Annotated in this window: 23 protein-coding genes and 1 pseudogene; 14 read left to right on the forward strand and 10 right to left on the reverse strand. The window is 70.1% G+C overall.

The features are described from left to right. Positions 1-151: 151 nt before the first annotated feature. Complete coding sequence (locus tag ACQPZO_RS12675; RefSeq protein ID WP_433349959.1) at positions 152-1,135, reverse strand: GlxA family transcriptional regulator; 984 nt, start codon at positions 1,133-1,135, stop codon at positions 152-154. 110 nt (positions 1,136-1,245) lie between these two features. Here ACQPZO_RS12675 and ACQPZO_RS12680 point away from each other — a divergent pair, with 110 nt between their 5' ends. The 8 genes from ACQPZO_RS12680 (at position 1,246) to ACQPZO_RS12715 (ending at position 7,856) form a co-directional block, all read left to right on the forward strand. Next, positions 1,246-2,181 carry an NADP-dependent oxidoreductase gene (locus ACQPZO_RS12680; RefSeq protein WP_433349961.1) on the forward strand — a complete coding sequence of 312 codons (936 nt, stop codon included), beginning with the start codon at positions 1,246-1,248 and terminating at the stop codon, positions 2,179-2,181. A gap of 138 nt (positions 2,182-2,319) precedes the next feature. Further along, entirely contained in the window at positions 2,320-3,867 is a 1,548-nt protein-coding gene (locus ACQPZO_RS12685) for an MFS transporter (RefSeq protein ID WP_433349962.1), read from the forward strand. Positions 3,868-3,872: 5 nt separating this feature from the next. Next, the gene (locus tag ACQPZO_RS12690; protein ID WP_433349964.1) at positions 3,873-4,445 is read left to right on the forward strand and encodes a TetR/AcrR family transcriptional regulator; all 573 of its coding nucleotides are present in this window, start codon (positions 3,873-3,875) and stop codon (positions 4,443-4,445) included. 37 nt (positions 4,446-4,482) lie between these two features. After that, entirely contained in the window at positions 4,483-5,043 is a 561-nt protein-coding gene (locus tag ACQPZO_RS12695; protein WP_433349966.1) for an AAA family ATPase, read from the forward strand. 52 nt (positions 5,044-5,095) lie between these two features. Continuing rightward, positions 5,096-5,437, forward strand: a complete 342-nt coding sequence (locus tag ACQPZO_RS12700; RefSeq protein WP_433349968.1) for an ArsR/SmtB family transcription factor — start codon at positions 5,096-5,098, stop codon at positions 5,435-5,437. A 3-nt stretch (positions 5,438-5,440) separates the two neighbouring features. After that, positions 5,441-5,947 carry an SRPBCC family protein gene (locus tag ACQPZO_RS12705; RefSeq protein WP_433349970.1) on the forward strand — a complete coding sequence of 169 codons (507 nt, stop codon included), beginning with the start codon at positions 5,441-5,443 and terminating at the stop codon, positions 5,945-5,947. Then, positions 5,947-6,612 carry a dihydrofolate reductase family protein gene (locus tag ACQPZO_RS12710; protein WP_433349972.1) on the forward strand — a complete coding sequence of 222 codons (666 nt, stop codon included), beginning with the start codon at positions 5,947-5,949 and terminating at the stop codon, positions 6,610-6,612. Before ACQPZO_RS12705 ends, ACQPZO_RS12710 begins: the two co-directional genes overlap by 1 nt. Before the next feature lie 728 nt (positions 6,613-7,340). Further along, positions 7,341-7,856: a hypothetical protein gene (locus ACQPZO_RS12715; RefSeq protein WP_433349973.1), complete on the forward strand. Its 516-nt coding sequence runs from the start codon at positions 7,341-7,343 to the stop codon at positions 7,854-7,856. Between the two features lie 221 nt (positions 7,857-8,077). On the opposite strand, the gene ACQPZO_RS12720 is transcribed toward ACQPZO_RS12715, so the two are convergent. Both ACQPZO_RS12720 and ACQPZO_RS12725 read right to left on the reverse strand, forming a co-directional pair. Then, a complete protein-coding gene (locus ACQPZO_RS12720; protein ID WP_433350960.1) occupies positions 8,078-8,638 on the reverse strand; it encodes an HD domain-containing protein in 561 nt (186 codons plus the stop codon). Between the two features lie 82 nt (positions 8,639-8,720). Then, complete coding sequence (locus tag ACQPZO_RS12725) at positions 8,721-9,479, reverse strand: helix-turn-helix domain-containing protein (protein WP_433349975.1); 759 nt, start codon at positions 9,477-9,479, stop codon at positions 8,721-8,723. Between the two features lie 141 nt (positions 9,480-9,620). Here ACQPZO_RS12725 and ACQPZO_RS12730 point away from each other — a divergent pair, with 141 nt between their 5' ends. Further along, a complete protein-coding gene (locus ACQPZO_RS12730) occupies positions 9,621-9,791 on the forward strand; it encodes a hypothetical protein (protein ID WP_433349977.1) in 171 nt (56 codons plus the stop codon). Positions 9,792-9,852: 61 nt separating this feature from the next. Then, positions 9,853-10,980 carry a helix-turn-helix domain-containing protein gene (locus ACQPZO_RS12735; protein ID WP_433350962.1) on the forward strand — a complete coding sequence of 376 codons (1,128 nt, stop codon included), beginning with the start codon at positions 9,853-9,855 and terminating at the stop codon, positions 10,978-10,980. A gap of 220 nt (positions 10,981-11,200) precedes the next feature. On the opposite strand, the gene ACQPZO_RS12740 is transcribed toward ACQPZO_RS12735, so the two are convergent. Beyond that, a complete protein-coding gene (locus ACQPZO_RS12740; RefSeq protein WP_433349979.1) occupies positions 11,201-11,476 on the reverse strand; it encodes a hypothetical protein in 276 nt (91 codons plus the stop codon). A 543-nt stretch (positions 11,477-12,019) separates the two neighbouring features. Here ACQPZO_RS12740 and ACQPZO_RS12745 point away from each other — a divergent pair. Continuing rightward, positions 12,020-12,472 (forward strand): hypothetical protein, encoded by a 453-nt coding sequence (locus tag ACQPZO_RS12745; protein ID WP_433349980.1) that lies wholly within the window; start codon positions 12,020-12,022, stop codon positions 12,470-12,472. Positions 12,473-12,504: 32 nt separating this feature from the next. Here the strand turns inward: ACQPZO_RS12745 and ACQPZO_RS12750 are convergent, their stop codons facing one another. Next, positions 12,505-13,104 (reverse strand): RNase adapter RapZ, encoded by a 600-nt coding sequence (locus tag ACQPZO_RS12750; RefSeq protein ID WP_433349982.1) that lies wholly within the window; start codon positions 13,102-13,104, stop codon positions 12,505-12,507. A gap of 61 nt (positions 13,105-13,165) precedes the next feature. Beyond that, a pseudogene (locus ACQPZO_RS12755) lies at positions 13,166-13,622 on the reverse strand (transposase family protein); the annotation flags it as partial. A gap of 50 nt (positions 13,623-13,672) precedes the next feature. Here ACQPZO_RS12755 and ACQPZO_RS12760 point away from each other — a divergent pair. Together ACQPZO_RS12760 and ACQPZO_RS12765 are read left to right on the forward strand one after the other, a co-directional pair. Continuing rightward, positions 13,673-14,611, forward strand: coding sequence for a GNAT family N-acetyltransferase (locus ACQPZO_RS12760; protein WP_433349984.1), 939 nt, complete (start codon positions 13,673-13,675; stop codon positions 14,609-14,611). A 462-nt stretch (positions 14,612-15,073) separates the two neighbouring features. Continuing rightward, positions 15,074-15,835, forward strand: a complete 762-nt coding sequence (locus ACQPZO_RS12765) for a hypothetical protein (protein ID WP_433349986.1) — start codon at positions 15,074-15,076, stop codon at positions 15,833-15,835. Positions 15,836-15,914: 79 nt separating this feature from the next. On the opposite strand, the gene ACQPZO_RS12770 is transcribed toward ACQPZO_RS12765, so the two are convergent. From ACQPZO_RS12770 to sthA, 4 genes are all read right to left on the reverse strand, one after another. After that, a complete protein-coding gene (locus ACQPZO_RS12770; protein WP_433349988.1) occupies positions 15,915-16,973 on the reverse strand; it encodes a methyltransferase in 1,059 nt (352 codons plus the stop codon). 82 nt (positions 16,974-17,055) lie between these two features. After that, positions 17,056-18,519, reverse strand: a complete 1,464-nt coding sequence (locus ACQPZO_RS12775; RefSeq protein ID WP_433349990.1) for a M28 family peptidase — start codon at positions 18,517-18,519, stop codon at positions 17,056-17,058. A 42-nt stretch (positions 18,520-18,561) separates the two neighbouring features. Then, positions 18,562-19,755: a cytochrome P450 gene (locus ACQPZO_RS12780; RefSeq protein ID WP_433349992.1), complete on the reverse strand. Its 1,194-nt coding sequence runs from the start codon at positions 19,753-19,755 to the stop codon at positions 18,562-18,564. A gap of 382 nt (positions 19,756-20,137) precedes the next feature. Further along, positions 20,138-21,541: a Si-specific NAD(P)(+) transhydrogenase gene (gene sthA / locus ACQPZO_RS12785; RefSeq protein WP_433349994.1), complete on the reverse strand. Its 1,404-nt coding sequence runs from the start codon at positions 21,539-21,541 to the stop codon at positions 20,138-20,140. Positions 21,542-21,884: 343 nt separating this feature from the next. Here sthA and ACQPZO_RS12790 point away from each other — a divergent pair, with 343 nt between their 5' ends. After that, a complete protein-coding gene (locus ACQPZO_RS12790) occupies positions 21,885-26,243 on the forward strand; it encodes a hypothetical protein (protein WP_433349996.1) in 4,359 nt (1,452 codons plus the stop codon). The last annotated feature ends 52 nt before the right edge of the window (positions 26,244-26,295 follow it).

Consider the following 26,295-nt stretch of genomic DNA (forward strand, 5'->3'; position numbering starts at 1 on the left):
CAGGCGTCGCGGCCCGCCGCCGCGCTGGGGCGGGTGTCCCGGGTCGGCGGGGTCCAATGGCACCCGCCGACGAGGCAGGTGGCCGGGCGTCGGTCAGCTCGCCGGCGCGGGCCGGCAGGACGGGTGCGGCCGGGCGGTGCCCGGAAGCCGATCAGCGCGGCGCGCTCGTCGGCGTGGCACGGCCGGCGCGGAACGTGTGGCGGTAGGTCGTCGGCGGCACGCCGATCGCGGCGGTCAGGTGCTGGCGCAGCGAGGCCGCGGTTCCGAACCCCGCCTCGCCGGCGATGCGGTCCACCGGGAGGTCGGTCGACTCCAGCAGGCGGCGCGCGTGTGCGATGCGTTGCTGGGTCAACCACTGGCCCGGGGTCGTCCCGACCTCGTCGCGGAAGCGCCGGGAGAACGTTCGCACGCTCATCCGCGCGTGGCCGGCCAGCTCGGACAGGGTCAGCGGTCGATGGAGCCGGTCGAGCGCCCAGTCGCGGGTCATGGACGTGGTGGCCGTCGAGGGTTCGGGCACCGGACGCTCGATGAACTGCGCCTGGCCGCCCTCGCGCCAGGGCGGCACGACGCACAGCCGAGCCACCCGGTTGGCGACCTCGCTGCCGTGGTCGCGGCGGAGGAGGTGCATGCACAGGTCGACCCCGGCGGCGACCCCCGCCGCCGTGAGCACGTCTCCGTCGTCGACGAACAGCACACCTGGATCGACCTTGATCCGGGGGAACATCCGTTGGAAACGGTCGGCCTCGTTCCAGTGCGTCGTCGCCGCGCGGCCGTCCAGGAGACCGGCGGCGGCGAGGACGTACGACGCGGTGCAGATCGACACGATACGGGCACCCGGCCGGAGGCGGGTGAAGGCCTCGGCCAGCTCGTCGGGAAGCAGGTTCCGGTCCTCCGGGGGACCGCACACGAACGGGGGGATCACCAGGGTGTCCGCCGTCTCGAAGACCTCGGCCCCGTGTCGCACCGCGACGACGAAGTCCGCGCTCGTCGCGACCGGAGCGCCGTCGAGGCTGCAGGTGATCACCTCGTAGAGCGGCTCGCCGTCCTCGCCCGTCGCGGTGCCGAAGATCCGCACCGGGATGCTCAGCTCGAACGGATAGACACCCTCAAGAGCCAGGACGACGACGCGATGCATGGCCAGATCCTTTCACATGTTGGCGATCTGGCCACTCGAAGCACGTACCCGCCTCCCGCAGTGTTGGCCGTACGCCGATCGGCGACTCGTACGGGAGCAAAGGAAAGATCATGCGTGCTGTCATTCAGGACTCGCTCGGCGGGCCCGAGGTGTTGAAGGTGGTCGAGGTGGATCGCCCGGAGCCGGGGATCTCGGAGGTGCTCGTCCGGGTCCACGCGGCCGGCGTCAACCCGACCGACTGGTGGCACCGGGCCACCGGGGGGCTGCTGGGCGAGACACCGGTCAGGCTGGGGTGGGACGTGTCCGGCGTGATCGAGGCGGTCGGGCTCGGTGTGACGATGTTCAGGCCCGGCGACGAGGTGTTCGGCATGCCGCGCCTACCGCAACCGGCGGGCACGTACGCGGAGTACGTGACCTCCCCGGCCCGGCACCTCACCCGCAAGCCCGCCGTGCTCTCCCACGTGGAGGCCGCCGCGCTCCCGGTGGCGGCGCTCACCGCGTACCAGTCGTTGGTCGACACCGCCGAGGTGCGCCCGGGTCAGCGGGTACTGGTCCATGCCGCGGCGGGTGGCGTCGGCCACCTCGCCGTCCAGATCGCCAAGGCACACGGCGCGTACGTCATCGGCACCGCCCGCTCGGCCAAGCACGCCTTCGTGCACGGCCTCGGTGCCGACGAGGTCATCGACTACACGCGGGTCGACTTCGCGTCGGCGGTGAGCGACGTCGACATCGTGATCGACACCATCGGGGGCGACTACGGGCCGTGCTCACTCCAGACGCTGCGCGACGGTGGCATCGTGGTGTCGCTCGCTGCGCCGGCGGAGGCCGATCTGGCGTCGAAGGCGCGCGAGCGCGGCGTACGGGCCGGCTTCACGATCGTCGAACCCGACCACGCGGGGATGAGGGCGATCGCCTCGCTCGTCGAAACGGGGCGGCTGCGCCCCGAGATCGAGGTGGTCCTGCCGCTTGAGCAGGTGGCCAGGGCGCACGAGATCGGCGAGACCGGCCGTACGACTGGCAAGATCGTCCTTGCCGTCATCGACTGATCGAGGTCGGGTCCGGGGCGGTCCTCGCCCCGGCCCTCCGGCCCGGTGGTGCCGTGGCCGTTGCAGTCGTCCGCGGGAATCGAGGACGTGCGACACAGTTCCAGCCGACCGTCTGGTCGGTTGAGCTATGTTCGACGAATGGTAGAAGCAACCGGGCTGTCTCGGGGCGCCGGTCGGCGGGAATGGGTCGCCCTCGGTGTCCTGACCCTCGCGGTGGTGCTGCTCGCCGTGGACGGGACCGTGCTGGCCCTTGCCGTGCCGGCGTTGACGGCGGATCTGAACCCGTCCGCGACGCAGTTGCTCTGGATCGGTGACATCTACTCGTTCGCGCTGGCCGGCCTGCTGGTGACGATGGGCAACCTGGCCGACCGGATCGGCCGGAAACGGTTGCTGCTGATCGGCACCGTCGGGTTCGGGCTGGCTTCCGTCCTCGCCGCGTTCGCGCCGTCGGCCGAGTTGCTCATCGCGGCCCGGGTCCTGCTGGGCGTGAGCGGTGCCACTCTGATGCCCTCGACCCTGTCGATCATCCGCAACATGTTCGAGGTCCCGGCCCAGCGCACGCGGGCGATCGCGATCTGGTCCGCGGGCGCCACCGGTGGCGCGGCGCTCGGACCGTTGGTGGGCGGGGCGCTGCTGGAACGGTTCTGGTGGGGCTCGGTCTTCCTCATCAACGTTCCCGTCATGGTCGCTCTGCTGATCGCCGGAGCGCTCCTGCTGCCGGAGTCGCGTAACCCCCACTCGGGGCCGATCGACCTGCGGTCGGCCGCGCTGTCCGTGGCGACGATCCTGCCGGTCGTGTACGCGATCAAGCACACGGTGTCCGCCGGCTTCGAGCTCCAGGGTGCGGGGGCCGCACTGATCGGCCTGGCCGCAGGGGTCTGGTTCGTCCGGCGTCAGCGTCGACTCACGTACCCGCTCGTCGACGTCTCGTTGTTCAGGATGCCCGCCTTCGCCGGCGCGGTGAGCGCGAACACGATCTCGATCTTCGCCTTCAGCGGGCTCCTGTTCTTCTTCTCCCAGTACCTGCAACTGGTCCGTGGCTTCAGCCCTCTGCAGGCGGGCATCGCCGAGCTGCCCTCGACGATCGCCGCGATCGGGGTGATCTTCTTCGTCGGCGCCCTGATCACGCGGCTCGGCCGTGGACCCGCGATCGGAGCCGGACTTCTGGTCGCGGCCCTGGGGCTCGTCCTGCTCGCCGTGGCGGAGGGCCTGCCGACCTACCTGTGGATCGCCGTCGCCATCGCCGTCATCGGGCTGGGCGTGGGTGTCTCGATGACCCTGGCGACCGACGCCGTCGTCGACGCGGTGCCCCGTGAACGTGCCGGTGCGGCCGCGTCGATCTCCGAGACCGGCTACGAGTTGGGCATCGCCCTCGGCATCGCCGTTCTCGGCTCCGTCCAGACCCTCTTCTACCGGCTCCAGCTCACTGTTCCCGGTGACGTGTCACAGGGCGACCGTGAGGCGGTGACCGAGTCGCTCGCCTCCGCGACCCGCGTCCTCGCGGACCGCGGTCCGGAGGCCATGGCACTGCTCGAACAGGCACGGCACGCCTTCACCGGCGGCATGCAGGTCACCGCCGTCATAGCGGCGGCGCTCACGCTCCTCGCCGGCATCATCGCCTGGCGCGTGGTACCCCCCGTAGGAAAGCGCCAGGTCCAGCCAGCCGACCTGCGAAAGGAAAAATAGGAACGATGGCAAGTGCCCAGACGCCGCACACCCGGAACACCGAACGAACCCGCCGGGCCGTCCTCGATGCCACCGCCCGCGCGCTCACCACCCACGGGGGCGGCGTCACGCTGGTCAGCATCGCGGAAGAAGCGGGCGTGTCCAAGGGCGGACTGCTGCACCACTACCCCACGCGCAACGTGCTCCTGCTGGCGGTCGCCACCGACACGCTGGAACGATTCCGAGAGGAGGTCATGAGGTTCCTCGACCTGTCCGAGAACCACCCCGGCAAGGTCCTGCGCGCCTACGTCCGGGCGCTGTGCGGCGGCAGCGCCGAGGCGATGAACTTCTTCGCCTACTCCGGGCTGTGGAACAGCGTGCACATGGTGCCCGGCGTGACCGAAGCCGCCCAGGCCGACGCCGAACAGTGGGCCGACGCCTTCGCGCAGGACGGCCTGCACCCCGACTGCGTCCTCATCGTCCAGTACGCGGCCGAAGGCATGGCGGCTGCCGCCCACTACGACCCGACGATCACCGCCGACCGGCTCGCGCACGCCCGCGAACTCCTCATCGCCCTCACCAACCGCAACGCTCCGTAACACGCTGCCGGGTCGCCGGCGGGCGTACGCTGCCGCGATGAGCGCACCATCTCGCATCCTGATCTACGGGGTGTACGGCGCGGGCAAGTCCACCCTCGCGGAGCGGCTGGCCGAGCGCCTCGGGGTGCCGTGGTACCCGGTCGACGACCTGCTCTGGCAGCCCGGCTGGGTCGAGGTGCCGGTCGCGCAGCAGCGCAGCCGGATCGAGGAGATCTGCCGACGGGACCGCTGGATCCTCGACGGGGCGTACCACGGGTGGCGGGATGTGCCGCTGGCTCGCGCCGACCTGGTGGTCTGCCTGGACTACCCGCGTCGGTGCTCCTCGTGGCGGCTGCTGCGCCGTACCGTGCGCCGGCTGGTGACGGGGGAGGAGATCTGCAACGGCAACCGCGAGTCGCTGGGCAGCGTGCTGTCCCGGGACTCGATCCTGGTGTGGCACGTCACCGCGTTCGGCCGGGCCCGCCGACGGATGCGGGCCTGGCAGGCGGATCCGTCCGGGCCGCCGGTGTTGCTGTTCCGCTCCCCGGCGGCCCTGGACCGCTGGCTGGCCGGCCTACCTGGCCGCCATCACCTTCAGCGACCGCTTCCCGACTTGTAGGCGAGGGGTTCGCTAGCTTGAACATATTCCGTTAAAGGAATATGATGGTTGCATGGCACGAGCAGCGACGACGTCGGACGCGTTCAACGCGATTGCCGAGCCGCAGCGCCGGGACATCCTGGCGTTGCTGCGAGCGGGTGAGCGGCCGGTGAGCGACCTGGCCCAGGAGCTGGGGATGAGCCAGCCGGGGGCGTCCAAGCACCTGCGGGTGCTCCGGGAGGTGGGGCTGGTGCGGGTCCGCGGGGCGGGCAAGCAGCGCCTCTACGGCCTGGACGCCCGCGGGCTGCGGCCGATCCACGAGTGGGTCGGCGGATTCGAGCGGTTCTGGAACGAGAGTTTCGACCGGCTGGACACCTACGTGCAGGACCTCAAGCAGACACAACAGGAGGAATGAGCGATGGCAGAGGCAAGGCAAGAAACGCGGGCGGAGTCGGCGACTGCCGACCGGGAGACCGTCGTCTCCCGGGTCATCGACGCCCCACGGGAGCTGGTGTTCGAGGCGTTCACGCACGTCCGGCACCTGTCGCAGTGGTGGGGTCCGGACGGGTTCACCACCACCACCCGGGCCTTCGAGTTCCGCGAGGGCGGAGCCTGGGACTTCGTGATGCACGCCCCGGACGGGACCGACTACCAGGAGTGGATCACCTGGACCGAGATTGCCCCACCGGAGCGGATCGTGCTGCTGCACGGTGAGTCCCGCGACGACCCCAACGCCTTCGAGTCGACCCTGGCCTTCGCGTCGCAGGGCACCGCGACCCAGATCGTGATGCGCACGGTCTTCCCCACCAAACAACTGCGCGACCAGGCCGTGGAGGAGTACCACGCGATCGAGGGTGGCCAGCAGACGCTGAGCAACCTGGCGGCCTACGTCACCGAGATCGCACAGAAGGAGGAGGGCCGCTGATGGCCGGGAAAGTGTTCTTCAGCGTGTCGATGTCGCTGGACGGCTTCAGCGCACCCGAGTCAATGGAAGGCATGCTCGCCACGCCCGAGCAGCGGGAGCAGGACCCGAGGCTGGAGCGCTGGACGGCGCAGTGGATGGAACTGCAGGCGTGGATCTTTCCGCAGCGATTCTTCCGAGAGAACCTCAACCTGGGTGAAGGCGGCGAGGAAGGGCGCGACAACGACATCGCCCGAGAGACGTTCGAGCGCACCGGCTCAAGCGTCATGGGCAAGCGCATGTTCGACCTCGGCGAGCAGGCATGGCCGGGGGAGCCGCCCTTCCACACCCCCGTGTTCGTCGTCACCCACCAGCAGCGCGACCCCTGGGAACGGCCGGGCGGGACCACGTTCCACTTCGTCAACGACGGCATCCACAGCGCGCTGGGCCAGGCCCGCGACGCCGCCGGCGACCGGGACGTCCGCATCGCAGGCGGCAGCGAGACGATCCTGCAGTACCTCAACGCCGGCCTGGTCGACGAGTTCTCGATCGCGCTCTCACCCGTGCTGTTCGGCGCCGGCACCCGCCTGTTCGACGGCGTGGACGCGTCCAAGGTCGCGCTGGAGCCGGTCCGTTCGGAGTCGTCGTCGCGGGTGACGCACCTGACCTACGCCGTGCACCCACGGTAGCCGCGCCACCACTCCACCCATAGTGACCCGAGCACCCACGGCGCACACGCTTGAATCAGCAGGCCACCACGGCCGACTGCGAATAGCCATCAAACGCAGTGGTGGTAGGGAAGTTCGCGGCGAAGAATGGCTTCGTGAATGCGGAGAAGCCGCGCGTTTTGCTGGTTGACGACCTCCGGTCTGTCCATCAGCCCGTCAAACAACGCGGCCCATCGCTGACGTCTACTCTGTAGGCGGCAGCCACCGCCGCATCCTGTTTGGTCCACACAACCTCAGGCTCGACGGTGGCTGCTCACTGTCGACGGACGAAACCACACCGTCACAGCAGGTCAGAACGGTTCTCCTGCTGAAGTATTATCCCTATCCGGTTCCCAGGCCGAGCGGGTTTGCCATTTATTGCAGCCGATCGTTGCTCGGCATCGACTCGCTTACAGGTCAACAGCGGCCGAGCGTCAGCGCCAACCGCACTAATTAGTAGGCGGATTCGGCGTGACCAGAACTACTGGTGGAGAAGCCGCGACGCTGATCGCGCTCGCTCTCGGCTCTGGCCAACCGGCACCGCCAGTCCTCGCCGCTCGGGAGAATCCCGGCATGGTGTTGCATTTCGGTATTGTCACATCCGTCCACCATCGTCGTTACGTTCACCCTTCGCCAAACGCCAGGGTTTATCTCTCCGTGACGATCCGACTATCGTGAGTGAGAATTCCCGAAGAAAGAGAGGACTTCTCATGCCGTTGTCAGTGGCGGACCTCGCTGCGCTCGGAAACACACCGATCACGATCCTGTCGACGACCTTTCCGAAGGTGTATCTGCGCATGGACGGCACCGGGGTGACGACCTGGAACGGGTCTGGCAGTGGGATCGTCAACTGCCAATTTGGCGCGGGACCCTACGAGAAGTTCAAGGTTCTCCCGCAGGCCGACGGCTCGTTCGCCTTCGCGTCGGCGACCTTTTCGAACGTGAATCTGCGCATGGACGCCGCCGAGTTGCCGCAGATCCCCGGGGGGCCGGGCGGTGGGACCGTCAACTGCCAGGTCCACGTGGGTACCCACGAGACGTTCAAGCTTCTCCCGCAGGCAGGTGGCTCGTTCTCCTTCGAGTCGACGTTCTTTCCGAATTCGTTTCTGCGCCTGGTCGGCTTCGGGGTGACGGCCTCCACCAACGGTGGCGGTGGGGTAGTCAACTGTCAGTTCGGCGCCCCGGGTGGCGATCACGAAAAGTTCCTTCTCAACGTGGCCGCCTAGCCACGGCCCCGTCAAGTCCCTGGAATACCTTGACTAAACGGCCCTGACCGGGCATGCCTGGTGTGGTGATGAGCGGATAGGGCTAATACTTCAGCAGGAGAACCGTCTGACCTGCTGTGACGGTGTGGTTTCGTCCGTCGACAGTGAGCAGCCACCGTCGAGCCTGAGGTTGTGTGGACCAAACAGGATGCGGCGGTGGCTGCCGCCTACGGAGTAGACGTTCAGCGATGGGCCGCGTTGTTTGACGGGCTGATGGACACGGTCGGATCACGCTTTGTCCGGCCGGAACCACGGCGCCGGGTCCGGGACTTCGTGGCCGGGCTGCGGATGTTGTCGATGCCCTGGTGGCGGTACTCGACGGCCTGGACGAGGCATTCGAGTTTGTCGGCGTCGCGGGCGGCGATGGCTTCGAGGGTTTCGCCGGCTTCGTATTCGGTGACGGCGGCGGTGATGGTGTCGGTGACGGCGGGTGGGCAGTCGGCGACCTGGTCTGCGGTGATGGTGGTGTTGGGTGCGGCGGTGAGGTAGCGCTTGGCGATGTGGGGCAGGTCGGTGGTGCGGGTTTCCTGGGTGTCGTGCAGGACGCAGAGCATGGTGACCCGGGCGGGGTCGGCTCCTTCCATGGCGGCGAGGATGATGCCGATCAGGGCGGTGCGGTGGGAGTGTTCGGCGATGGTTTCGGGGTGCTTGACTCCGGCGAACCACCAGCCGGTGCGGGCGGCGCGTTTGAGGACGTCGGCTTCGAAGATGAACCTCATCGCGGAGTACTGGTCCTCGCTCATCTGACTCTTTCCGTGGAGACTGCTGCCTTCGGGCAGGGCAGGATCGGAACTCCTGCGGAGCGGGGCAGGAAAAGCCCGCACGTTACGTCGTCGAGGTGTTGTACCGATCGAGCGTCGCTTTGGAGGTCGAGGCATCCCGGAAAACCAGCTCCCATGGGCCAGTGTTGACGTCCATGTCCTTGCCGAACCCGATCCACTTTCCGGCCATCCGTCGGCCCGTGGGCTCGGCCAGGAGTTGGATCGCGCCGTGATAGCGGGCGCCTCGGTAGTAGCCGGCCGAATCGGTCTGTTCCACCCAGGTGCCAGTGACAACGGCACCGTCAACGGTCAGATCGAGTGACAGAGACGATGCCGCCGAGCCAGGCAAGCTGCGCGCGGTCAGCCGGTCGCCGTGCTGAAGCACAACTACGAAGTGCTGCCCGGCGAAGGAGTCACCCCGACCGCTGGAGTAGTACTGGTAGCGGCTGAGCCATACGCCCTCGTATGACCTGTGGACTGTGGTTGGCCTGGACGTTGGCGTCGGCGTGGCCAGGTTGGACATGGGAGATGTCAGGTCGTGACCACCGTGCTGGTCTTGAGCGACATGTTCGCCGGGCACTGCGGCGAAGCCGAGCAGCGAGATGGGCAGTCCGGTGACGACCTCCAACGCACGGGCGTAGACGGGTCGTGGTGCGGCGATCGCGCCGGATTCCCATCGCTGGACGAGTCTCTTGTTGGCGTCGTTGGGCTCGCCGACGCGGTGGCCGGCGGCCTGGAGTGCGCGAGCGAAGTCGTCCTGGCTCATGCGCATCCCGGTACGGACTGCGCGTAGGGCGGTGTTCGGGACGGTCATGACCGCCACGATAGCGGTATGTCGTCGGAATGTCGCCAGCAATGTGGTCGGTTTGTCGAACCTTGTGCCGTCGCGGTTGGTGACGTTCCAGCGTCAATGTGGACATGCGACGGCCGGTCTGCCGCCGCGCTTCCGCTGATGGAGGTGGGAATGCAGGGTGACGGCAACGAGCCGGCGGTGAGCCGGGGCGAGCAGGTTCAGGCTGCTGAGCGAGAGGCGGCGAAGCAACGGCTTCTCGCCCAGGCTCAGGCGGATCGATCACCGACGGAGGAGATCACCCGGGCGATGCCGGATCGGCGGTGGCGTCGTGAGCAGCGCTGAGGTGTCGCCGGTCGGGCGTCGGGTGGCGTACTGGCGCGGGCGGCGGAAGCTGTCGCAGCAGATGTTCGCCGACCGGCTGGGTAAGTCGAAGAGCTGGGTGGACAAGGTCGAGCGCGGTGTCCGCTCCCTGGACAAGGTGTCGACCATCCAGGAGGTTGCCACCGTCTTGCGCATCGACACGGCAGTACTGCTCGGTCGGGACGTTCAGCCCGCCGAGGTGACCGAGCGGACCGCGGAGGTCGAGCGGATCCGGGCGGCGCTGTCCCGGTACGAGATTCCCCTCGGCCGACCCGGAGGCAGCCGGCCGGTGCTGCCGGCTGTCCAGATGGCCCGCCAGGTCGCGCACGCCTGGACGACCTTTCAGCACGCCCGCTATACACACGTGGTCGACCTGCTGCCGGAGTTGCTGGCCGACGTCGAGCGCGCCCACGACACTGATCCGGTGGCGGGTCGGGTGCCGCTGGTGGAGGCGTACCGGATCACCGCGTCGCTGTTGGTCAAGCTGGGTGCCCCGAACCTGGCGTGGCTTGCTGTCGACCGGGCGATGATCGCTGCCACGGGTGACCGAGTGTTGGTGGCCGCCGCAGCGGTGCAGCTCGGTCAGGTGCTGCGCGCGTCTGGGCAGGTGCGGGTGGCGAAGTCTGCGATGCTGGCCGCCGCCTATCGGATCGCCCCACCGGTGATCGAGTTCGGCCTACCCCCGGAGTTGTCTCTGTGCGGAACACTGCTCCTCCAGGCGGCGTTGGCCGCCGCCCGCCACGGGGACGACGCGGTGGTGGCCGAACTGCTCGACGAGGCCGCCGCCCTGGCCGCCCGAGTCGGCGACGGGCATGACCACCACCGCACCGGGTTCGGGCCGACGGCGGTGGAGTTGGCCCGGGTCGCCGCAGCGGTGGAGTTGGGCGACGGAGGGGACGCCGTGGCCTGGCACGAGAAAGCGACCACCCGGGACGGCTGGCGGTGGCTACCCGCCGAACATCGCGCCGCGCACCTGATCGACGCCGCCCGCGCCTATCTCCAGGCCGACGACCCGATCAGCGCCGGCCGGATCCTGATGGAGGCCGACCGCGTTGCGCCGGCCGAGATCCGCCACCGACCAGCCGGCCGAGACCTGCTCGCCCAAGTCGTCCGCGACCCCACCGCCCCAACGGCGCTCATCCACCTCGCCGCCACCCTCGGGGTGGGCTGAGGATGACCGCGCCGTTCCTCTCCCTGGCCCAGATCCGCAACCGGCTCATCCTTACCGCCCGCTGGGTCCTCCGCGACCATCAACCCCGACCCGACGGCCGCTGCCCGATCTGCCGGACGGCAAACTGCCCGGTGGCCACCGCCGCCCATGACGTCCTCCGCGCAGCCAAGCAAGTACAGCTATGGAGTACAGCAACTCACCCGACCGAAACCGACCGGGACTACCCCCAGCAGGACATGTGACCTCGGACGACACCCGATCCGACCGCGCTGCCGACAGTTCGGGACGAAGAGGTCGTCGTTTCGGATTCGATCGATGGTCGTGGTGGTGGTCCGGCTGGTCGGGTGCCGAGGTCGTAGAACATGAGGGTGGTGGGTTCGATGCGGATGCCGATGCGGCGTCCGGCGAGGATCTCTGCGGCCAGGACGATGTGTTGGCCCAGCGAGATCCCGCCGCCGCAGTTGACGGCGCGTTCGACCTCGATCAACTCCGCCACCTGGGCGGGGATGAGCGCGGCCGATGCGACCGGTCAGCCAACCCGCCCAGTTGTTCGCTCAGATACCGGCTCGCCCATCGATGCACCGTCGACCGATCCACCCACGGTTGGCGGCCACCTCCGTCGCCCCCGAACCAGCCAGGACCGCCCGAACCGCGTCCAGACGTTGCTCGACAACCGACAAGACAACCAGTACCAATCCCGGCCTCCTGAGTCTCGACGCCCCGCGGAGACGTCGAGCCCAGAGTGCCGGAAACCGACCACTGTCGCAGATCACCTGGCGGACGCGTGTCGCACATCATTCGACGGAGGGCAGGCCGGCTGCCGGCCAGTGTGGGAGGGCTTTCTGTACGTCTATCAAGGCGGCCCTGAACGGGCCGCACGCGCCGCCGTTTGGGCGCGCGCCGGCCGCTCGCTGCCGCACTGCGGCCGGCGCGCCTGACGCCCGGCGGCTGGGCCCGCTCCCCCGACGGGCGGGTCGACGGCCAGACGGTATCTTGCCTAGGGTGCGGTCCGTGCCGCCACGCAGCGCGGAGGTAGAAGGTGCTGGTGGAAAGAAGAACGCGTCACGATGCCGGATCGTTCGGCTGGGGTGTCCCCTGGTTCTTCTGGAATCTGCCGATCGCACTGGTGGCGATCTCGCTGGTCTTTGTGGCGCTCACCCTGGCCGACCAGGTCTTGTCCGGCGACGGAGTGGATGTGTCCAGGCTGGTCAACGGTTACCTCTCCGCCGTGCCGTGCTATGGCCTCCTGGGGTGGTTGGCCGGCTCTGGCCTGATCGCGGTGGTCTTCGTAACCGGCACCCGTAGCCGTGTCGTAGCACGGCTGCCGGTCCTCGTCGTTCCCGCGCTGCTCGCCGTACCTGCGTCGGAGAACGGCTGGATGGCAACCTTCTTCGTCTGTTCCGGTCTGGCCCTGGCCTTGGCCCTCCGGCTCCCCGGAAGCTCCAAGACTGACCTGGCAAGTGGCCACAGGTGGAAGCGGCGGGGCCAGTAACTTGATCATGACCTTTGGTCAGGCTGGGTGACTTAAGAGACGTCTCGTAACTCGGGGCAGCTTGGGCGAGGCGATTCAGGAGCTCGGCGCCCGGCGGTTGCTGTTCGTTGCTGGATGAACTTGACGCGAGAGGCAACATCGCTGCGCGGCAGGGTGCTGAGCTCGTAGCCATGTTGGGTGTAGGCAGCAACCATGGCGTCGTGGGTACGCATGGCTTCGGCGAAGTCTTGGTGTCGTTCGCTGTCGGTGGTGTAGATCTGCGGCCAGGGCGGGGCGATGAAGACACGCTGGTGATAGCGGAACAGTTGCGCCGCGGCTGTCACGTGCGCCGGAACGGGCTGGCCGAGCAGGAGGTAATAGCCGACCAGGTCCGGAATCCCACGGTCGAAGAAGACTGGTCCGGCATGCCGACCGGCTTGGCGGTAGGAGCGGATCTCCCAGCTGAGCATGATCTCGGCGAACAGTCGTGAGTCCCCGTTGTGCAGCGCCTGACCGCCGATCGACATCTGGTCCTGGATGATCTGTCGTCCCGCTTCGTCGACGCAGACGTAGCCGGCATCACGCAGGCTGTCAATCAGCATGGTCTTGCCGGCTCCGGGTCCACCGGTGATGACGATGTACTGGCTGCTCATTTCGTCCTCTCTGAGGGCCTCTCGTCAGTGGATGAGGCGTTGCCCGCTGCCGTATCGACGGTCAGCCGGCCAGGATGATGTTGTGAAGGTTGGCGATGTCGGAAGCGGAACCAACCAGCGTGTGGGCGGCACGGCGGTAATCGCGCAGGATCTTGAAGCACTTCATGCGGGCCAGGGCATGTCCGACTCCGGCTCGGACGGTGCGGAGGTGGGTGTTCAGCTCTTCTTTCCAGGCTGGCAGGGCGCTGCCGTCGACAGGTTTGCGGTACGGGATGATCACCTTTGGGTTGCCTCGGTAGGCGCCGTCGGCCATGACGGGCCGCCCGTTGAGTTTCTCCTCGATGCTGCTGGTGCGGTAGACGATCGTTCGTTGCATTTGCCGGGCTGTGGGTCGCCGATGGCGATGAGCAAGCGTGTGCTTGCGTCGATGGCGACCTGCAGGGGTGCGACGCCCCGAACAGTGGCCCGATCTGACGCATGGTCAGGTTGGTGCGCCAGTACGCGGCCACCAGCAGTACCAGCAACAAATACTTTGCTCCGGGTACTTCCCAGCATGATCATGAGTCGCATGCGATTCCTTCCCGCCACCGCGGACCCCACCGCCCTGGACCGTGCCGCCGCGTACCCGGCAGACGGTCCCGTCGCCGCCTTGACCGCTGAGAGGATCCGCGAGGAGCTTGACGCCAACCAGTTCCGCCCGGAGTGGATCTGGCTTGCCGAGGACGAAGGCGGACAGGTCCTTGCCCGGGCGCTGTGGTGGGGGCGTGCCGACAGCGAGCGACCCATAGCGCTCGACTGCCTCCAGGTACGTTCCACGGTCGCCGATCCGGTCGCCGTCGCCACCAGGCTCCTCGACGCCGGGCACATCGCCTTCGGTACGCGCCCGCTGTACAACCTCGCCCTTCCAGCGGACTGGCGTACTCGATCGGAGCTGACCGAGGCGGTGGCTTGGCGCCGTGAAGCCGGCTTGCGTACAGGGTTGGGCCGGGAGATTCAACGCCTACGTTACGAGTGGACTCCTGCGGCAGGACTGCCTGAGGCCGGCGGTCGCCTGACGTTCCGCGAGGGCAGCGACGAGGAGTTCCTGGAGGCCTTCGTCCGGGTGTCGGCGGGCAGCCTCGACCAGGCCACCCGTGACGAGCTGCGTACGAAGGACGCCAGGCAGTTGGCCGAGGAGGACATGCGGTTCTACCTCGACTGCCCGGGCGAGCGCTCCTGGTGGAGGCTCGCGGAGCTGCCCGATGGCACGCTCGCCGGTCTGGCGGTCCCGTCGGCTACCCCGTACAACCGCAACGTCGGCTATCTCGGTGTCGTGCCTGAGCAGCGCGGCAAGGGCTTGATCGACGAGATCCTCGGCGAGATCACCCTCTTTCATGCGACCGAAGGCGCCGAGCGCATCACTGCGACGACGGACACCACGAACGTCCCAATGGCCGCCGCCTTCGACCGCGCCGGCTACGAAATGACGGAGATTCGTATGGTCCTGGAGGCTCCGGGGACCGCATGACGTGCCCTAACTGCATGAATTGCCGACGGGACCGGCGTTCAGTCACCTCGCGAGCCGCATTCCGTCAGTAACCCCATCAGCGGCGGGGCAGGGGACGACGGGAGAAACCTGGGAGACGATCATGGGAAGCGCGGCATCGGTCTCCTGTGCAGACCAACGGGCACCGACGGACTGAACTGCGCGTGCAGCCGGACTTCGAGGTGCTGTAGGCGGCCGGATGTAATTCGGGGCGAAGTGTGCCCGTGACTACGCCGACCATCGTGCCCGCTCTGTGCCCGACAGAGAATCAACACCGGCTTACGGTGGCCCTCGCGCAGCCGCAACTGAGCGCTGCGTATTCACTGGGTGCCTGGCGCGGCTGCCGATCGTGCAGATCAACACGATTCCGAAACTGACGGTGTCACGCACGCTGGTAGCCTGACGCGTCTCGCGCGAGAGGTGGGGTCTGCCCGGATGCTTCGGATGGTGCTGCGTAGGTTGGTCGCGGTGGTGGCCGTCGGCATGGTGACCGCGTGCGGTTCTTCAACGGCTCAAACAGCGGATCGATCAGCGGGCGAAACGATCTCCTCCACGGCGCAGGCGACGGGCTCGGCCGCAGCCACGAAGCCAGCCTCCCCAGCAGTTCCGGCGACCGGCGGATCCGGCTACTCCGCGACGCTGTCCGCACGCTTGGTGACCACGGAGTCAGTGCCGCCCGGATTCACTGTGCAGATCGCGACAGTCATGGCGCAGGATGCTGGAGATCAACGCTCAAGCGCCGACCTGTCCTGTGCGGACATGATCCCGCTGCTGTCGGCCAGGCGGCTGACCGGGACTCCGTCAGCGATGGCCGCAGCCACCCTCAGCTATGACGCGGATCCCGATGTCTTCTGGGTGGCAACCGAAGTTCTCAGGACCTACGCCGATGACGGTGCACGACGAGCGATGACGGACCTGCGAACCTTCATCGGCCGTTGCCCCACCGTCGTCGTGTCGTCCGGCCTTGGCGTCGGCGAAAGGTGCCGCTTCGCAGTGGCACCAGGGCCGCAGCTCGGCGATGACAGTATTCACGTCAGCAACATCAGTACGTCCGGTTCTGACCCGCTGGAATGGGACAGCATACTCGTCCGGATCGGAACCGCTCTGGTGGTCGTCCAGGAGGAGGGCAACGAACCCGGCGACGACAAATACCTCACCCAGCTCGCCGAAGCTGCGGTCCGCAGGTACCAGACGACCGGATCCTGAATGGCCTTACGCGCCCCCGATGAAGCGACGCGTCCTGGCGCTGGCCGAGAGGTGAGGCCGACACCCTCGGCAGGGGGCATCAGCGCGGCGTCTCCCCGGTGTTCGGCGTGCGCCGCGCCGCGTCGCGATGGCCGACGCTGGCGGCGGTGGCGGCGATCAGGCACATCCCGGAGCTGCCCAGTCGCGGTGCGGAGGGCGTGAAGCCGGCCCGGGTGAGCAGTGCGTGGTACTCGGTGGGCGTGCGGTCCTGGCCGGCGAAGAGCACCATCATCGTCAGATCCCGCAGCGCCGCCTGCGGGTCGGCGCTGTCGTGGGCCTTCTCGACCAGGAGCAGTTGGCTGCCGGCCGGCATGGCGTCCCGGACGGTGCGCAGAATGTCCACGGCGGCAGCATCCGGCCAGTTGTGGATGACCGACTTGAGCATGTAGACGTCACCATCGCTCGGCACCGCCCGCCGGATGTCGCCGGTCTGCACGGCACACCGCTGGTCCAGGCCGGCCTCCCGCACGGTTGCTGCGGCGTGTGCCGCCATCGAACCCTGTTCGACGGCGAGCCCCCGGGCCTTCGGGTAGCGGGCCAGGACACCACACAGCAACGTGGCGTCGCCCGCCCCCAGGTCCACCACGAGCCGCGCGGCGGTGAAGTCGTAGAGCGCGAGGACGTCGGACAGGGCCCGGGCGGAGTTCCAGCGCATGGTACGGGCGAAACCGGCGGCGAGGTCGGGCTTCCCCGCCGCCATCTCCCACAGCCCGCGTCCGTGCCGGGCGTGGAACGCCGACTCGCCGGTGAGCAGGCAGTGGTCCAGTTCCTGCCAGGCGCCGTAGTACTCGTCGCCGGACATCAGGGCCTGACCGTGGAGCGCGCCGGTGTCGCGCCGCAGCAGGCGTCCGAGCGGCGTGACGCGGTACGTGCCGTCGGGCTCGCACCGGACGATTCCGAGCCCCTCCAGGGCCGGCAGGTACCGGTTCAGCGCGGACACCGGTATTCCGGTCCGCGCGCTGATGCCGGCGACCGGGAGGGCGTCCTCGGCCAACAGGTCGGGGATCCGGAAGCGCGCCGCCGACGCGAGCAGTTGCGTGACGGCGTGTCCTTGAAGCAGCGTGGCGAGACGTTCGACCTGGGCAGAATCGGGCGGCACTTCCACTGTCGAACCCCTCTTCGCGTACGGGATCGGTGCCGCCCGCCCTTCGTGGACGCGTTGCCGGCCGGTGCTGCTCTGCTCAGTCCCGCGCAGGCGGGTACGCGATCTGTCGGTCCGGCCCCGCAGCGGTCGCCGCCCGGACGTCCCGGACGTCCTCGGCCAGCCGCCCGAGCACCCACGCCACGGCGGGGACGTTGGCGTCCAGGGCCTGCCGGTTGAGGGTGTCGAGCCGGTCGCAGCGCTGGTGGTAGCAGTGGTCGAACATCTGCCCGGCCAGGCCCCCGAAGCGGGCCTGCTGCGCCGGTGTCTTGACCTGCAGGTTGCCGCCGTCGATCCCGCCGGTCGGGATGCCGACGGCCTCGAACGCCAGGTGGTCGGACCCGATGGACTCCGGGCCGGTCCGCTCGTAGGGCAGCCCCCGACGGTCGAAGTACCCGGTGAACAGGTTGGCGAGCACGTGTCCGCCGCCGGTCCCCGGGTCCCAGACGAAGCGACCGTAGTTGGGCGAGGCGATCAGCTCCCCGTTGAGCACGGCCGCGACGCGCCGCCGCTCGTCGCCGGAGAGGGTGGCCACGTAGTGCCCGGAGCCGACGTTGATCATCTCCTCCGCGCCCCACCAGGCGAACCGCACCTTGTTGGTCACTGCGTGCTGGCGGTTGGCCAGCGCCAGGGCCACCTGGAGGACCGTGGCGGCCATCGTCGCGTTGTCGTTGATGCCGGCTGCCTCGGGGACGCTGTCGAGGTGGGCACCGAGCAGCACGACGTTGTCCGGGTCGCCACCGGCGGTCTCGGCGAGCACGTTCACCGTGGTCCGGGCGACGGACTGGGCCCGCAGCGTGAGGTGCACGCGGGCGCCGTCGCCGCGCGCGGCGCGGGCCAGCGCCTCCCCGTCCCGCTGGGCGACCGAGGCGGTCGGGATCGTGAACGCCTCCGGGGTGAAGGCGTGGAACCGGTAGCTGTTCTCCGGGGACGGGGTGACGTAGTACAGCAGCACCCCCCGTGCGCCCAGGCCGGCGGCGACCTGCTGCTGGCGGGTGTAGCCGCAGGCGGCCCGGGCGAGCACCACGATCGCTCCGGCGGCGTCGACGCCGGCGTAGTCGGCCGGGTCACAGCCGGAGCGCCCGTCGATCGGCGCCGCCACGGGTGCCTCGATGCCCTCGGCCGGCGTCGACGGGGTGAACCGGGTCATCAGCACCGGCACGTCACCGCCGCCGGCCCCGTCGATTCGTAGCCGCTCGGTGGTGATGTCGAAGTCGGTGTAGGGGACGGTCTGCTCCACGACCTGGTACCCCGCGGCCCGCAGCACGGTGCTGACGTACCGGGCCGAGCGGGTGAACCCGACGCGGTTGTAGCCGCGGTCGCCGCCGCTGACGTCGGCGATGTGCTGGAGCGCCGTCAGGTGACGGTGGACCCCGGCGCCGCTGACGGTCGCGGCCAGCCGGTCGGCCAGGGACCCCGGCGCGGCCCGGGCGGCACCGCCCGGGGGTAGGGCGACGCCGGCCAGCAACAACGCGCCGACCAGCCCGGCCAGTCTGTGGTACACCCTCACGCTACGCACGAAACCTCCGGTCGTTGTCGGGCACGGTCAGTCAGTCTGGTGCGACTTGCGCACCGATACAGGAAGCTCGGCCAGCCCGCGCAGGGTGGCCGTGGGCTCGTAGTTCGCCGGGCCGGCCGGCGCGAGCCGCAGCCCGCCCGCGCGCAGCGCCCCCAGCACCTCGCGCAGTTGGAGGGTCGCCAGGCCGGCGCCCAGGCAGGCGTGCGCGCCCCGGCCGAAGGCCAGGTGCAGGCCCCTGCGCCGGGTCAGGCGCACGGCGTCGGGGTCGGGGAAGACCGCCGGGTCGCGGTTCGCCGCCGCGATGAACAGCACCAGCACGTCGCCCCGCCGCACCGTCTGCCCGCCGACCGCGTGGTCGCGTACGCACACCCGCGCGTCGGCCTGCACCGGGCCGTCCAGCCGGATCAGCTCGTCGATGAGGGCCTCGTCGGTGGTCGCCGGGCCGGCCAGCAGCTCCGGGTGCCGGACGAGCCGGGCGAGGACGCCGCCCAGGAGCCGGCTGACCGACTCGTAACCGGCGTGCAGCACCGCGCGCAACGAGTTGGCCAGCACCGCGGCCGGCACGTCCTGAGCCCGTGCGGCCCGCCGGGCCGCCCCGACGAATCCCCGCTCGTCGGCGTCGGCCAGCCACCGCGTGACGAGCCGGCTCAGCTCCGCCCGCGCCTGGTTGCCCGGCTCCGCCCGGGTGGGTTCGATGCCGGCGTCCATGCTCCGCACGATCGCGTTGGACCACTGCTCGAACTCGGCGCCGTCGGGCGGCGGCACGCCCAGGAAGGCGGTGATCGTCCGCAGCGCGACGGGGCGCGCGAACCGGCTCACCAGGTCGACGGCCCCGGGCTGCCCGGACAGTTCGGAGAGTTGCCGCGCGGCGATCGTCGCGAACTGCTGTCGTACGGTGGTCAGGGGCTGCTCGTGCAATGCCGAAACGAGCAGGTGTCGAATGGCGCCGTGCTCGGGAGGATCGAGTGACTGCACGCTCAACTGGGTGTCCGGGATTTCGACACCGATCCGCCGGAAGTCGGAGCCGAAGTTCGTGGTGTCGCCGAGCACCTGTCGGCACTCCGCATGGCCCGTGACGACCCAGGAATCCAGGAACTCGTGCCAGTGGACCGTATTCGTTTCCCGGAGTTTCCGGTAGAACGGGTACGGGTCCGCGATCACGGACGGGGTCAGTGGATCGTAGATCGGGTCACGCACCGCAGCAGTGGCCTCGTCCGCCACAGGAGACGTCCCTTCCGAGGTGGTGGGCTGTTCGCGGGCACATGGCGCCGCGACCGCCCGGACGCGCCGGACGGCCGCGGCAGCGCGACATGTCAGTGGATGTAACGCATTTTGGGCCCCCCTTCCGCTCGGCTCTCGGATCGTCGGTGAAGCTGGCGGCGATCCGGTAGTAATCCGTGATACGGGTAGGACGAGGCCAGGAGTGCCACACCCCGAAACGGCGAAAACGCCGAGATTAAGTTTCAGAGGGTGGGCGCCCCGTGCCATTCGTCAACCTGCCACAGGTGCTTCGGGGTGTCAACGTTCGACGTCGAACAATGCGCCGACCTTCATATGGTGAACCTTGTGCGATGCGTCCGGCGCATAGTCGGGCGTATTTTTGCTAGCCGTCGATCCGGGTGATGTTGCGGATCTTGTTGGACGCGTCCAGGGCGGCCACCTTGTACGCCTCGGCCAGGGTCGGATAGTTGAAGACCATGTCGACCAGGTAGTCGACCGTGCCGCCGCAGCCCATGACGGCCTGCCCGATGTGGACGATCTCGGTGGCCCCGGTCCCGAACACGTGCACGCCGAGCAGGCGGCCGTCGTCCGGCGAGACGAGCAGTTTCAGCATGCCGTACGAGTCGCCGACGATCTGGCCGCGGGCCAGCTCGCGGTAGCGGGCGACACCGACCTCGAACGGCGTCGAGCTGTCGGTGAGCTGCTCCTCGGTCCGCCCGACGAAGCTGATCTCGGGAATCGTGTAGATGCCGATCGGCTGCAACTCGTGCAGCTCGCGGACCGGCTCGCCGCAGGCGTGCTGCGCCGCCAGCCGGCCCTGCTCCATCGACGTGGACGCCAGCGCGGGGAAGCCGATCACGTCGCCGACCGCGTAGATGTGGTCCACCGTGGTGCGGTAGTTCGCGTCGACCGCGATCCGGCCGCGCCGGTCGGCCGCCAGCCCGGCCGCCTCCAGCGCCAGGTCGTCGGTCTGGCCCTGCCGGCCGGCCGAGTACATGACGGTGTCCGCGACGATCTTCTTGCCGCTCTTCAGGACGCACAGCGCCGCGGTCTGGTGCTTCTCCACGGCGGCGACCTCCTCGCCGAAGCGGAACGTCACGGACAGGTCGCGCAGGTGGTACTTGAGCGACTCGACGACCTCCTCGTCGCAGAAGTCGAGCATCCGGTCGCGGCGTTCCACCACGGTCACCTTGGTGCCGAGCGCGGCGAACATGGACGCGTACTCCATGCCGATCACGCCCGCGCCGACCACGACCATGCTGCGGGGTACGGCCTCGAGGTTGATGACGCCGTCGGAGTCCACGATCGTGCGGTCGTCGAAGTCGACGCTGTCCGGGCGGGCCGGGCGGGTGCCCGCGGCGATGACGGCCCGGTCGAAGGTGATCCGGGACTCGCGCCCGGAGCCGCCGTCCACCCAGATCGCGTGCGGGTCGGCGAACCGCCCGGTGCCGGTGATCAGCGCGACCCGGTTGCGGGCCAACTGGTTACGGATGACGTCCGTCTGCCGGCTGATCACATGTTGGGTCCGGGCGGCCAGGTCGCTGACCGTGATGTCCTCCTTGACCCGGTAGCTGCTGCCGTACAGGTCCCGCTGGCTCATGCCGCTCAGGTAGAGCACGGCCTCGCGCAGCGTCTTGGAGGGGACGGTGCCGGTGTTGATGCACACCCCACCGATCATGTCGCGGCGGTCCACGATGGCGACCCGCCTGCCGAGCTTGGCGGCGGCGATCGCGGCCTTCTGACCGCTGGGCCCGGAGCCCAGCACCAACAGGTCGTAGTCATACACGGCGTAAGCCTCGCAACCCGGCGCAACCCCCGCCACCGGAGCCGGCAGGCCGGGGTAGCCGCTCATTCTGCACCGGGACGCCGCCGCCCGAACGGGCCGGGGGTCCGCTGCCCGTACGGCCGAGCGGCGGGTGTCCCGACCACCCGGGACACCCGTCTCTGGTGGACGGGCGCGACCGCCGGACAGACTGCCGTGCGCCGCTACCGCAGCGGCCGTGGCGCGTTCACCGTGCCGCGAATCAGCGGCCGCCGGCAGCGACGGGTGGGACTCCCCGCCGGCCCGCGCGGTGCACCGACCCACACGGCCGGATCCGGCCCGTGGAACTGCGAAAGGAACCTCGACGATGGACGCTCCGGGCGGACCACCCCACGTTGTCTGTGGGCCGATCGTGCGGCGGGTCGACCCGGGCAGCGTGGCGGTCTTCGTCGCCGTCCGGTCCGCCTGCACCGTCGTCCTCACCGTGTTCGAGGTGGGCCCCGGTCCGGACTTCGCCCCGGGCGCCACGGTGGCCACGGGCAGCCGGGCCGCGGTCCGGCTCGGCGGCAACCTGTACGTGGCCACCGTCCAGGCCGTCGGTGGCCTCCAGCAGGGCCGGCTCTACGGCTACGACCTGTCCTTCCCGGGCTCCACCGGCGCCTGGCCGAGCCTCCTGGCCGCGGGGGCGGTGGCCGCCGACAGGACCGCCGCCCGATCGCTGCTCAGCTACGCCGGTGACCCGTTGAACAAGGGCGGTGCGCCCGAGTACCCGAGCTTCGTGACGCCCCCGGCGGACCCCGGGCAGCTCCGGATCTTCCACGGGTCGTGTCGCAAGCCGCACGGCGAGGGCCACGACGCGCTGGCCGTGCTGGACCCGATCATCGCGGCGGCCGGCGGGAACCCGACGCTTCGCCCGCACCAGCTGGTGCTCGGCGGTGACCAGATCTACGCCGACGACGTCGCCGACGTCCTGCTGTCCATGGTGCACGGGCACGACGCGGTCCCCGCCCGCGACGGGCTGCCGGCCGTCCCGGCGTCGCCCGGCATCGGGGCCGCCCTGGGCCTGCCGCCGGAGCTGCTCCCCGACGGCTCCACCAGTCCGCCCGCCGACCGGCTTTTCACCCCCGGCAACCGGGGGGTGACCCTGGCCCGGGACGCGAAGTTCACCTCCGGCGAGGCCGACAGCCACCTGATGTCGCTGCGCGAGTACGCCTGCATGTACCTGCTGACCTGGTCGGACCAGCTCTGGCCGGCGACGTACCCGAGGTTCGAGCACGTCTTCCCGGCCGACACCCGGATCCTGCGCGACCCGCAGAGCGGCGGGCCCGGCGACACCGTCTACGACCGGCTGCTGGCCGGCCGCGCCTACGACGCCAGCAGCCAGCAGAAGAAGATCATCCACCGCTACCTGCGGTGGCGGGAACAGACCATCCGGCTGATGAACTTCCAGCGCGGGCTGGTGGCGGTGCGCCGGCTGCTGGCCAACGTGCCCACGTACATGGTCGCCGACGACCACGAGGTCACCGACGACTGGAACATGACCCGGGAGTTCGTCACCGGCGCCGTGGTCACCTCGGAGCTGGGCCGGCGCGTCGTGCGCAACGCGATGGCCGCGTACGCGGTCTTCCAGGCCTGGGGCAACACGCCGGACCGGTTCGCCGAGCAGGGGGCGGCCGGCGAGCCGGGCCGGGACCTGCTGGCCGCGCTGAGCGGCTGGCTGGCCGCCCCGGGGGCGGTGGACGACCTGCGGCTGCGGGAACGCCTCGGCCTGCCCACCACGGTCGGAACCGACGGTCGGCCGGTCCGCCCGGCCGGCGCGCTCACCTACCACTTCACGGTCACCTGGCCGCGCTACCAGCTCGTCGCCCTGGACACCCGCACCTGGCGGGAGTTCCCGGCCGGCGCCGAGCACCCCGGCGGGCTGCTGCTCGCCGACCACCCGCTCAACGAGATGATCAGCGGCGGCGGGGTGCTGGACGACGAGTCGGTCACCGTGCTGGCGCAACCGGTCGCCGTGTTCGGCATGCCGCTGCTCGAACAGGTGGCCCAGCCCGCCATGAAGGCCCTCTCCGGCCGGTACGAGGCCGACGCCGAGGACGCGTGGATCACCAGCGACGCGGCCACCCACAAGTTCCTCGGCCGGCTGCTCTCCGCCGCCCCGCCCGGCCCCGACGGGGTCCGGCGTCGGCGGATCGTCATGCTCGGCGGCGACATCCACTTCGGCTCGGCCGAGCGGATCCGCTACTCCGCGACGCTGCCGTACGCCTGCGGCCCTGACCCGGCCCACCCCTTCCAGGGGGTCAACCGCACCGAGGGCGTGATCGCCGGCTTCGTCTCCAGCGCGTTGCGTAACGAGGTGTTCCTGACCCGCATGCTGCACGACGTCGGCTACGTGCCGTTGCTGGACAGCCTCGGCCGGATCGACCTGGTCGGCTGGGCCAACGAGGAGGAACAGCGTCAGGGCCGGCGCTTCCAGGCCGGGGTCCAGGTGAGCGTGGCCGCCGACGCCGTCTCCGAATGGTGGGTCTCCGGCCGGCCAGCGGTCAGCGAGTACGACCGGCTGAAGCTGCTCAGCCGCCCGCCGGAGTGGAGCATCCAGGTGCAGTTCGCCCACCACGACGAGGCCGACCCGACGGTCCGGCGGGACGGGGCGCCGGAAGGCGTCCTCGACCCGACCGGGCTGCCCCGCGACCAGGCGCTGGCGCAGTACCTGGCCGCCGCCCGCAACCTCGACGGGTACCTTGGCAAGTGGGGCAACGGCAAGGAGATCGTCGGCCACAACAACCTCGGCGAGATCACCTTCGACTGGCCGGCGGGCGAGGGCAAGACAGCCACCCAGCGCCTCTGGTGGCACCTGCCCTCGGAGACCCGGGCCGCCGCGCTGACCAGCTACACCATCGACCTGTCGTACGGCTGCTCGCTGCTGGCCGATCCGCCGTACGGCTACGTGCTGCGCCCCGACGACCACGACGCCCGCTCCGGGGTCAAGGCGCACTACGACGGAGCCGACCGGCTGTCCGCCCTGGTCACCGACCGGTGGGTGACCCGGTTGCAGGCCGACCTGGCCACGCTGGGGTTCGGGCCGGCGCGCAACCCAGGCGAGTTCGACTCGACCACCTACTGGGCGGTGCGCGAGTTCCAGACGTACGCCCGCGCGGCCCGGGTCGCCCACGAACCCGCCGGAGCGACCGCCGCCCGGTACTCCGACCGGTTGACGCCGGTCGACGTGCCGGAGGCCGAGCGCTACCTCGGACCGGTCACCGGGGTGGCCGACCTGGCCACCCAGCTCACCGTCCGGCACTGGCTGGACAAACGCTGGCGCTGCCCGGTGGTGGTGGAGGCGTGGCAGGTCGCCGGCGGCAGCCCACAACAACTCGCCGCCGGGAACGTCTGGCACGCCGACACCGCCCACCCGGCCGACCAGCGGCTCTACTCGCGGGTGGTGACCGGCCGCCCGGCCGGCGCCGGGCCGGCACCGGCCAACCACCCCGAGCTGATCCCGCTGGGCGGCTGGAGCAGCCGACCCGCCGCACCGCAGTGGGCCGGCCCGCTGGTCGAGCCTGCGGTCGAACTGCTCCCCGAGGCGCTGATCCCGCCGAGGGAGGGGGAGTCGGCCGGGCCGTCGCTGGCCGCGTTGGTAGCCGCCGCCGGCAGCGCCGACCCCGCGACGGCCGACCCGGCCCGCCGCCGGCTGTCCACCTTCAAGGTGCTGCGGGCGGTCGCCGAGAACACCCGGCCCGGCTCCACCGGCGGCTGGTTCGACGTGCTGGACGGCACCGACGCGGGGGTGCTGCGGATCGGCCCGTTCGGCTGGCCGGCGGACGGGCCCCGCACGACGCCGGTGACCCTGCCGCCCCGGCCGGACTGGCGCACCGAACCCGGCCAGCTCTGGGCCTGGCTGGCCGCGCTGCGCGCCACCGACCGCGACGCGTACGAGGCCATGGGCGGGCTGGCCGGGCTGTCCGCGACGCCCGGCTGGGGCGTCGACGGTAGCGCCCTGCTCCACCCCGAGCTGCGGGTGAGTCGGGCCCGACCCGCGATGAGCGACCACACCGGCGGCGCGGGCCGGCCGATCGAGAACGTCGTCGAGCTGCTCGACCTGCGCGGCTGGCACTGGGTGCACCGCTTCACGGCGGGCCTGCGAACCCAGCGGGGAGTCCGGCACAGCATCTGGCGCTTCGCCCGCCAGGGCCTGCACGACCTGCTCAGCACCGCGTGGGACCCGCCCGGCGCGGCCCCGGTGACGGTGCCGGACGTGCCCGGCCCGGACGGTAATCCCCGCCGGGCCCGGGTCGGTGACCTGTTCACCTCGGAACGGGCGGTGGCCCAGCTCGCCTGCTGGCAGGCGTACCGCGCCCACCACCTCGTCGCCCTCGGGCAGCCGGTCGCCGGCGAGCCGCCCGAGCAGCGGACCGTGCCCCGCGCCGCCACCGAGCTGCGCACCGTGCTGACCGTGGCCCGGACCCTCGGGCCGGACTTCACCGGCCCGCCCACCGGCTGGACCGACACCCACGAGACCGCCCTGATCACCGCGATCGGCCAGGTCGCCACGGCCGACGCCGAGCTGCCCGCCGCGCTGGCTGCGGTGCGGGCCTGGCCGGCCTGGCCGGGCGGCACCACCTACCAGCTCCCGGTCGCCGCGCTGCCGGTGGCCGACCGGACGCTGTCGCCGCGGCGTGGCTCGCTGCGGCTGGACACCGGCGAGCTGTCCCGGGTGACCGGATGAGTCCCCGCCGAACCCGACGCGACGACCACCACCGCAGTGAAGGAGACCCGGA

This window comes from Micromonospora sp. CA-111912, assembly GCF_050948415.1.
In the GTDB taxonomy this organism is placed as follows: Bacteria; Actinomycetota; Actinomycetes; order Mycobacteriales; family Micromonosporaceae; genus Micromonospora.

Excerpts from the sequence above, each read along its gene's own strand:
- ACQPZO_RS12675 (WP_433349959.1), bottom strand. The coding sequence starts at position 1,135 with ATGCATCGCGTCGTCGTCCTGGCTCTTGAGGGTGTCTATCCGTTCGAG.
- ACQPZO_RS12680 (WP_433349961.1), top strand. The coding sequence starts at position 1,246 with ATGCGTGCTGTCATTCAGGACTCGCTCGGCGGGCCCGAGGTGTTGAAG.
- ACQPZO_RS12685 (WP_433349962.1), top strand. The coding sequence starts at position 2,320 with ATGGTAGAAGCAACCGGGCTGTCTCGGGGCGCCGGTCGGCGGGAATGG.
- ACQPZO_RS12690 (WP_433349964.1), top strand. The coding sequence starts at position 3,873 with ATGGCAAGTGCCCAGACGCCGCACACCCGGAACACCGAACGAACCCGC.
- ACQPZO_RS12695 (WP_433349966.1), top strand. The coding sequence starts at position 4,483 with ATGAGCGCACCATCTCGCATCCTGATCTACGGGGTGTACGGCGCGGGC.
- ACQPZO_RS12700 (WP_433349968.1), top strand. The coding sequence starts at position 5,096 with ATGGCACGAGCAGCGACGACGTCGGACGCGTTCAACGCGATTGCCGAG.
- ACQPZO_RS12705 (WP_433349970.1), top strand. The coding sequence starts at position 5,441 with ATGGCAGAGGCAAGGCAAGAAACGCGGGCGGAGTCGGCGACTGCCGAC.
- ACQPZO_RS12710 (WP_433349972.1), top strand. The coding sequence starts at position 5,947 with ATGGCCGGGAAAGTGTTCTTCAGCGTGTCGATGTCGCTGGACGGCTTC.
- ACQPZO_RS12715 (WP_433349973.1), top strand. The coding sequence starts at position 7,341 with ATGCCGTTGTCAGTGGCGGACCTCGCTGCGCTCGGAAACACACCGATC.
- ACQPZO_RS12720 (WP_433350960.1), bottom strand. The coding sequence starts at position 8,638 with ATGAGCGAGGACCAGTACTCCGCGATGAGGTTCATCTTCGAAGCCGAC.
- ACQPZO_RS12730 (WP_433349977.1), top strand. The coding sequence starts at position 9,621 with ATGCAGGGTGACGGCAACGAGCCGGCGGTGAGCCGGGGCGAGCAGGTT.
- ACQPZO_RS12735 (WP_433350962.1), top strand. The coding sequence starts at position 9,853 with ATGTTCGCCGACCGGCTGGGTAAGTCGAAGAGCTGGGTGGACAAGGTC.
- ACQPZO_RS12750 (WP_433349982.1), bottom strand. The coding sequence starts at position 13,104 with ATGAGCAGCCAGTACATCGTCATCACCGGTGGACCCGGAGCCGGCAAG.
- ACQPZO_RS12760 (WP_433349984.1), top strand. The coding sequence starts at position 13,673 with ATGCGATTCCTTCCCGCCACCGCGGACCCCACCGCCCTGGACCGTGCC.
- ACQPZO_RS12765 (WP_433349986.1), top strand. The coding sequence starts at position 15,074 with ATGGTGCTGCGTAGGTTGGTCGCGGTGGTGGCCGTCGGCATGGTGACC.
- ACQPZO_RS12790 (WP_433349996.1), top strand. The coding sequence starts at position 21,885 with ATGGACGCTCCGGGCGGACCACCCCACGTTGTCTGTGGGCCGATCGTG.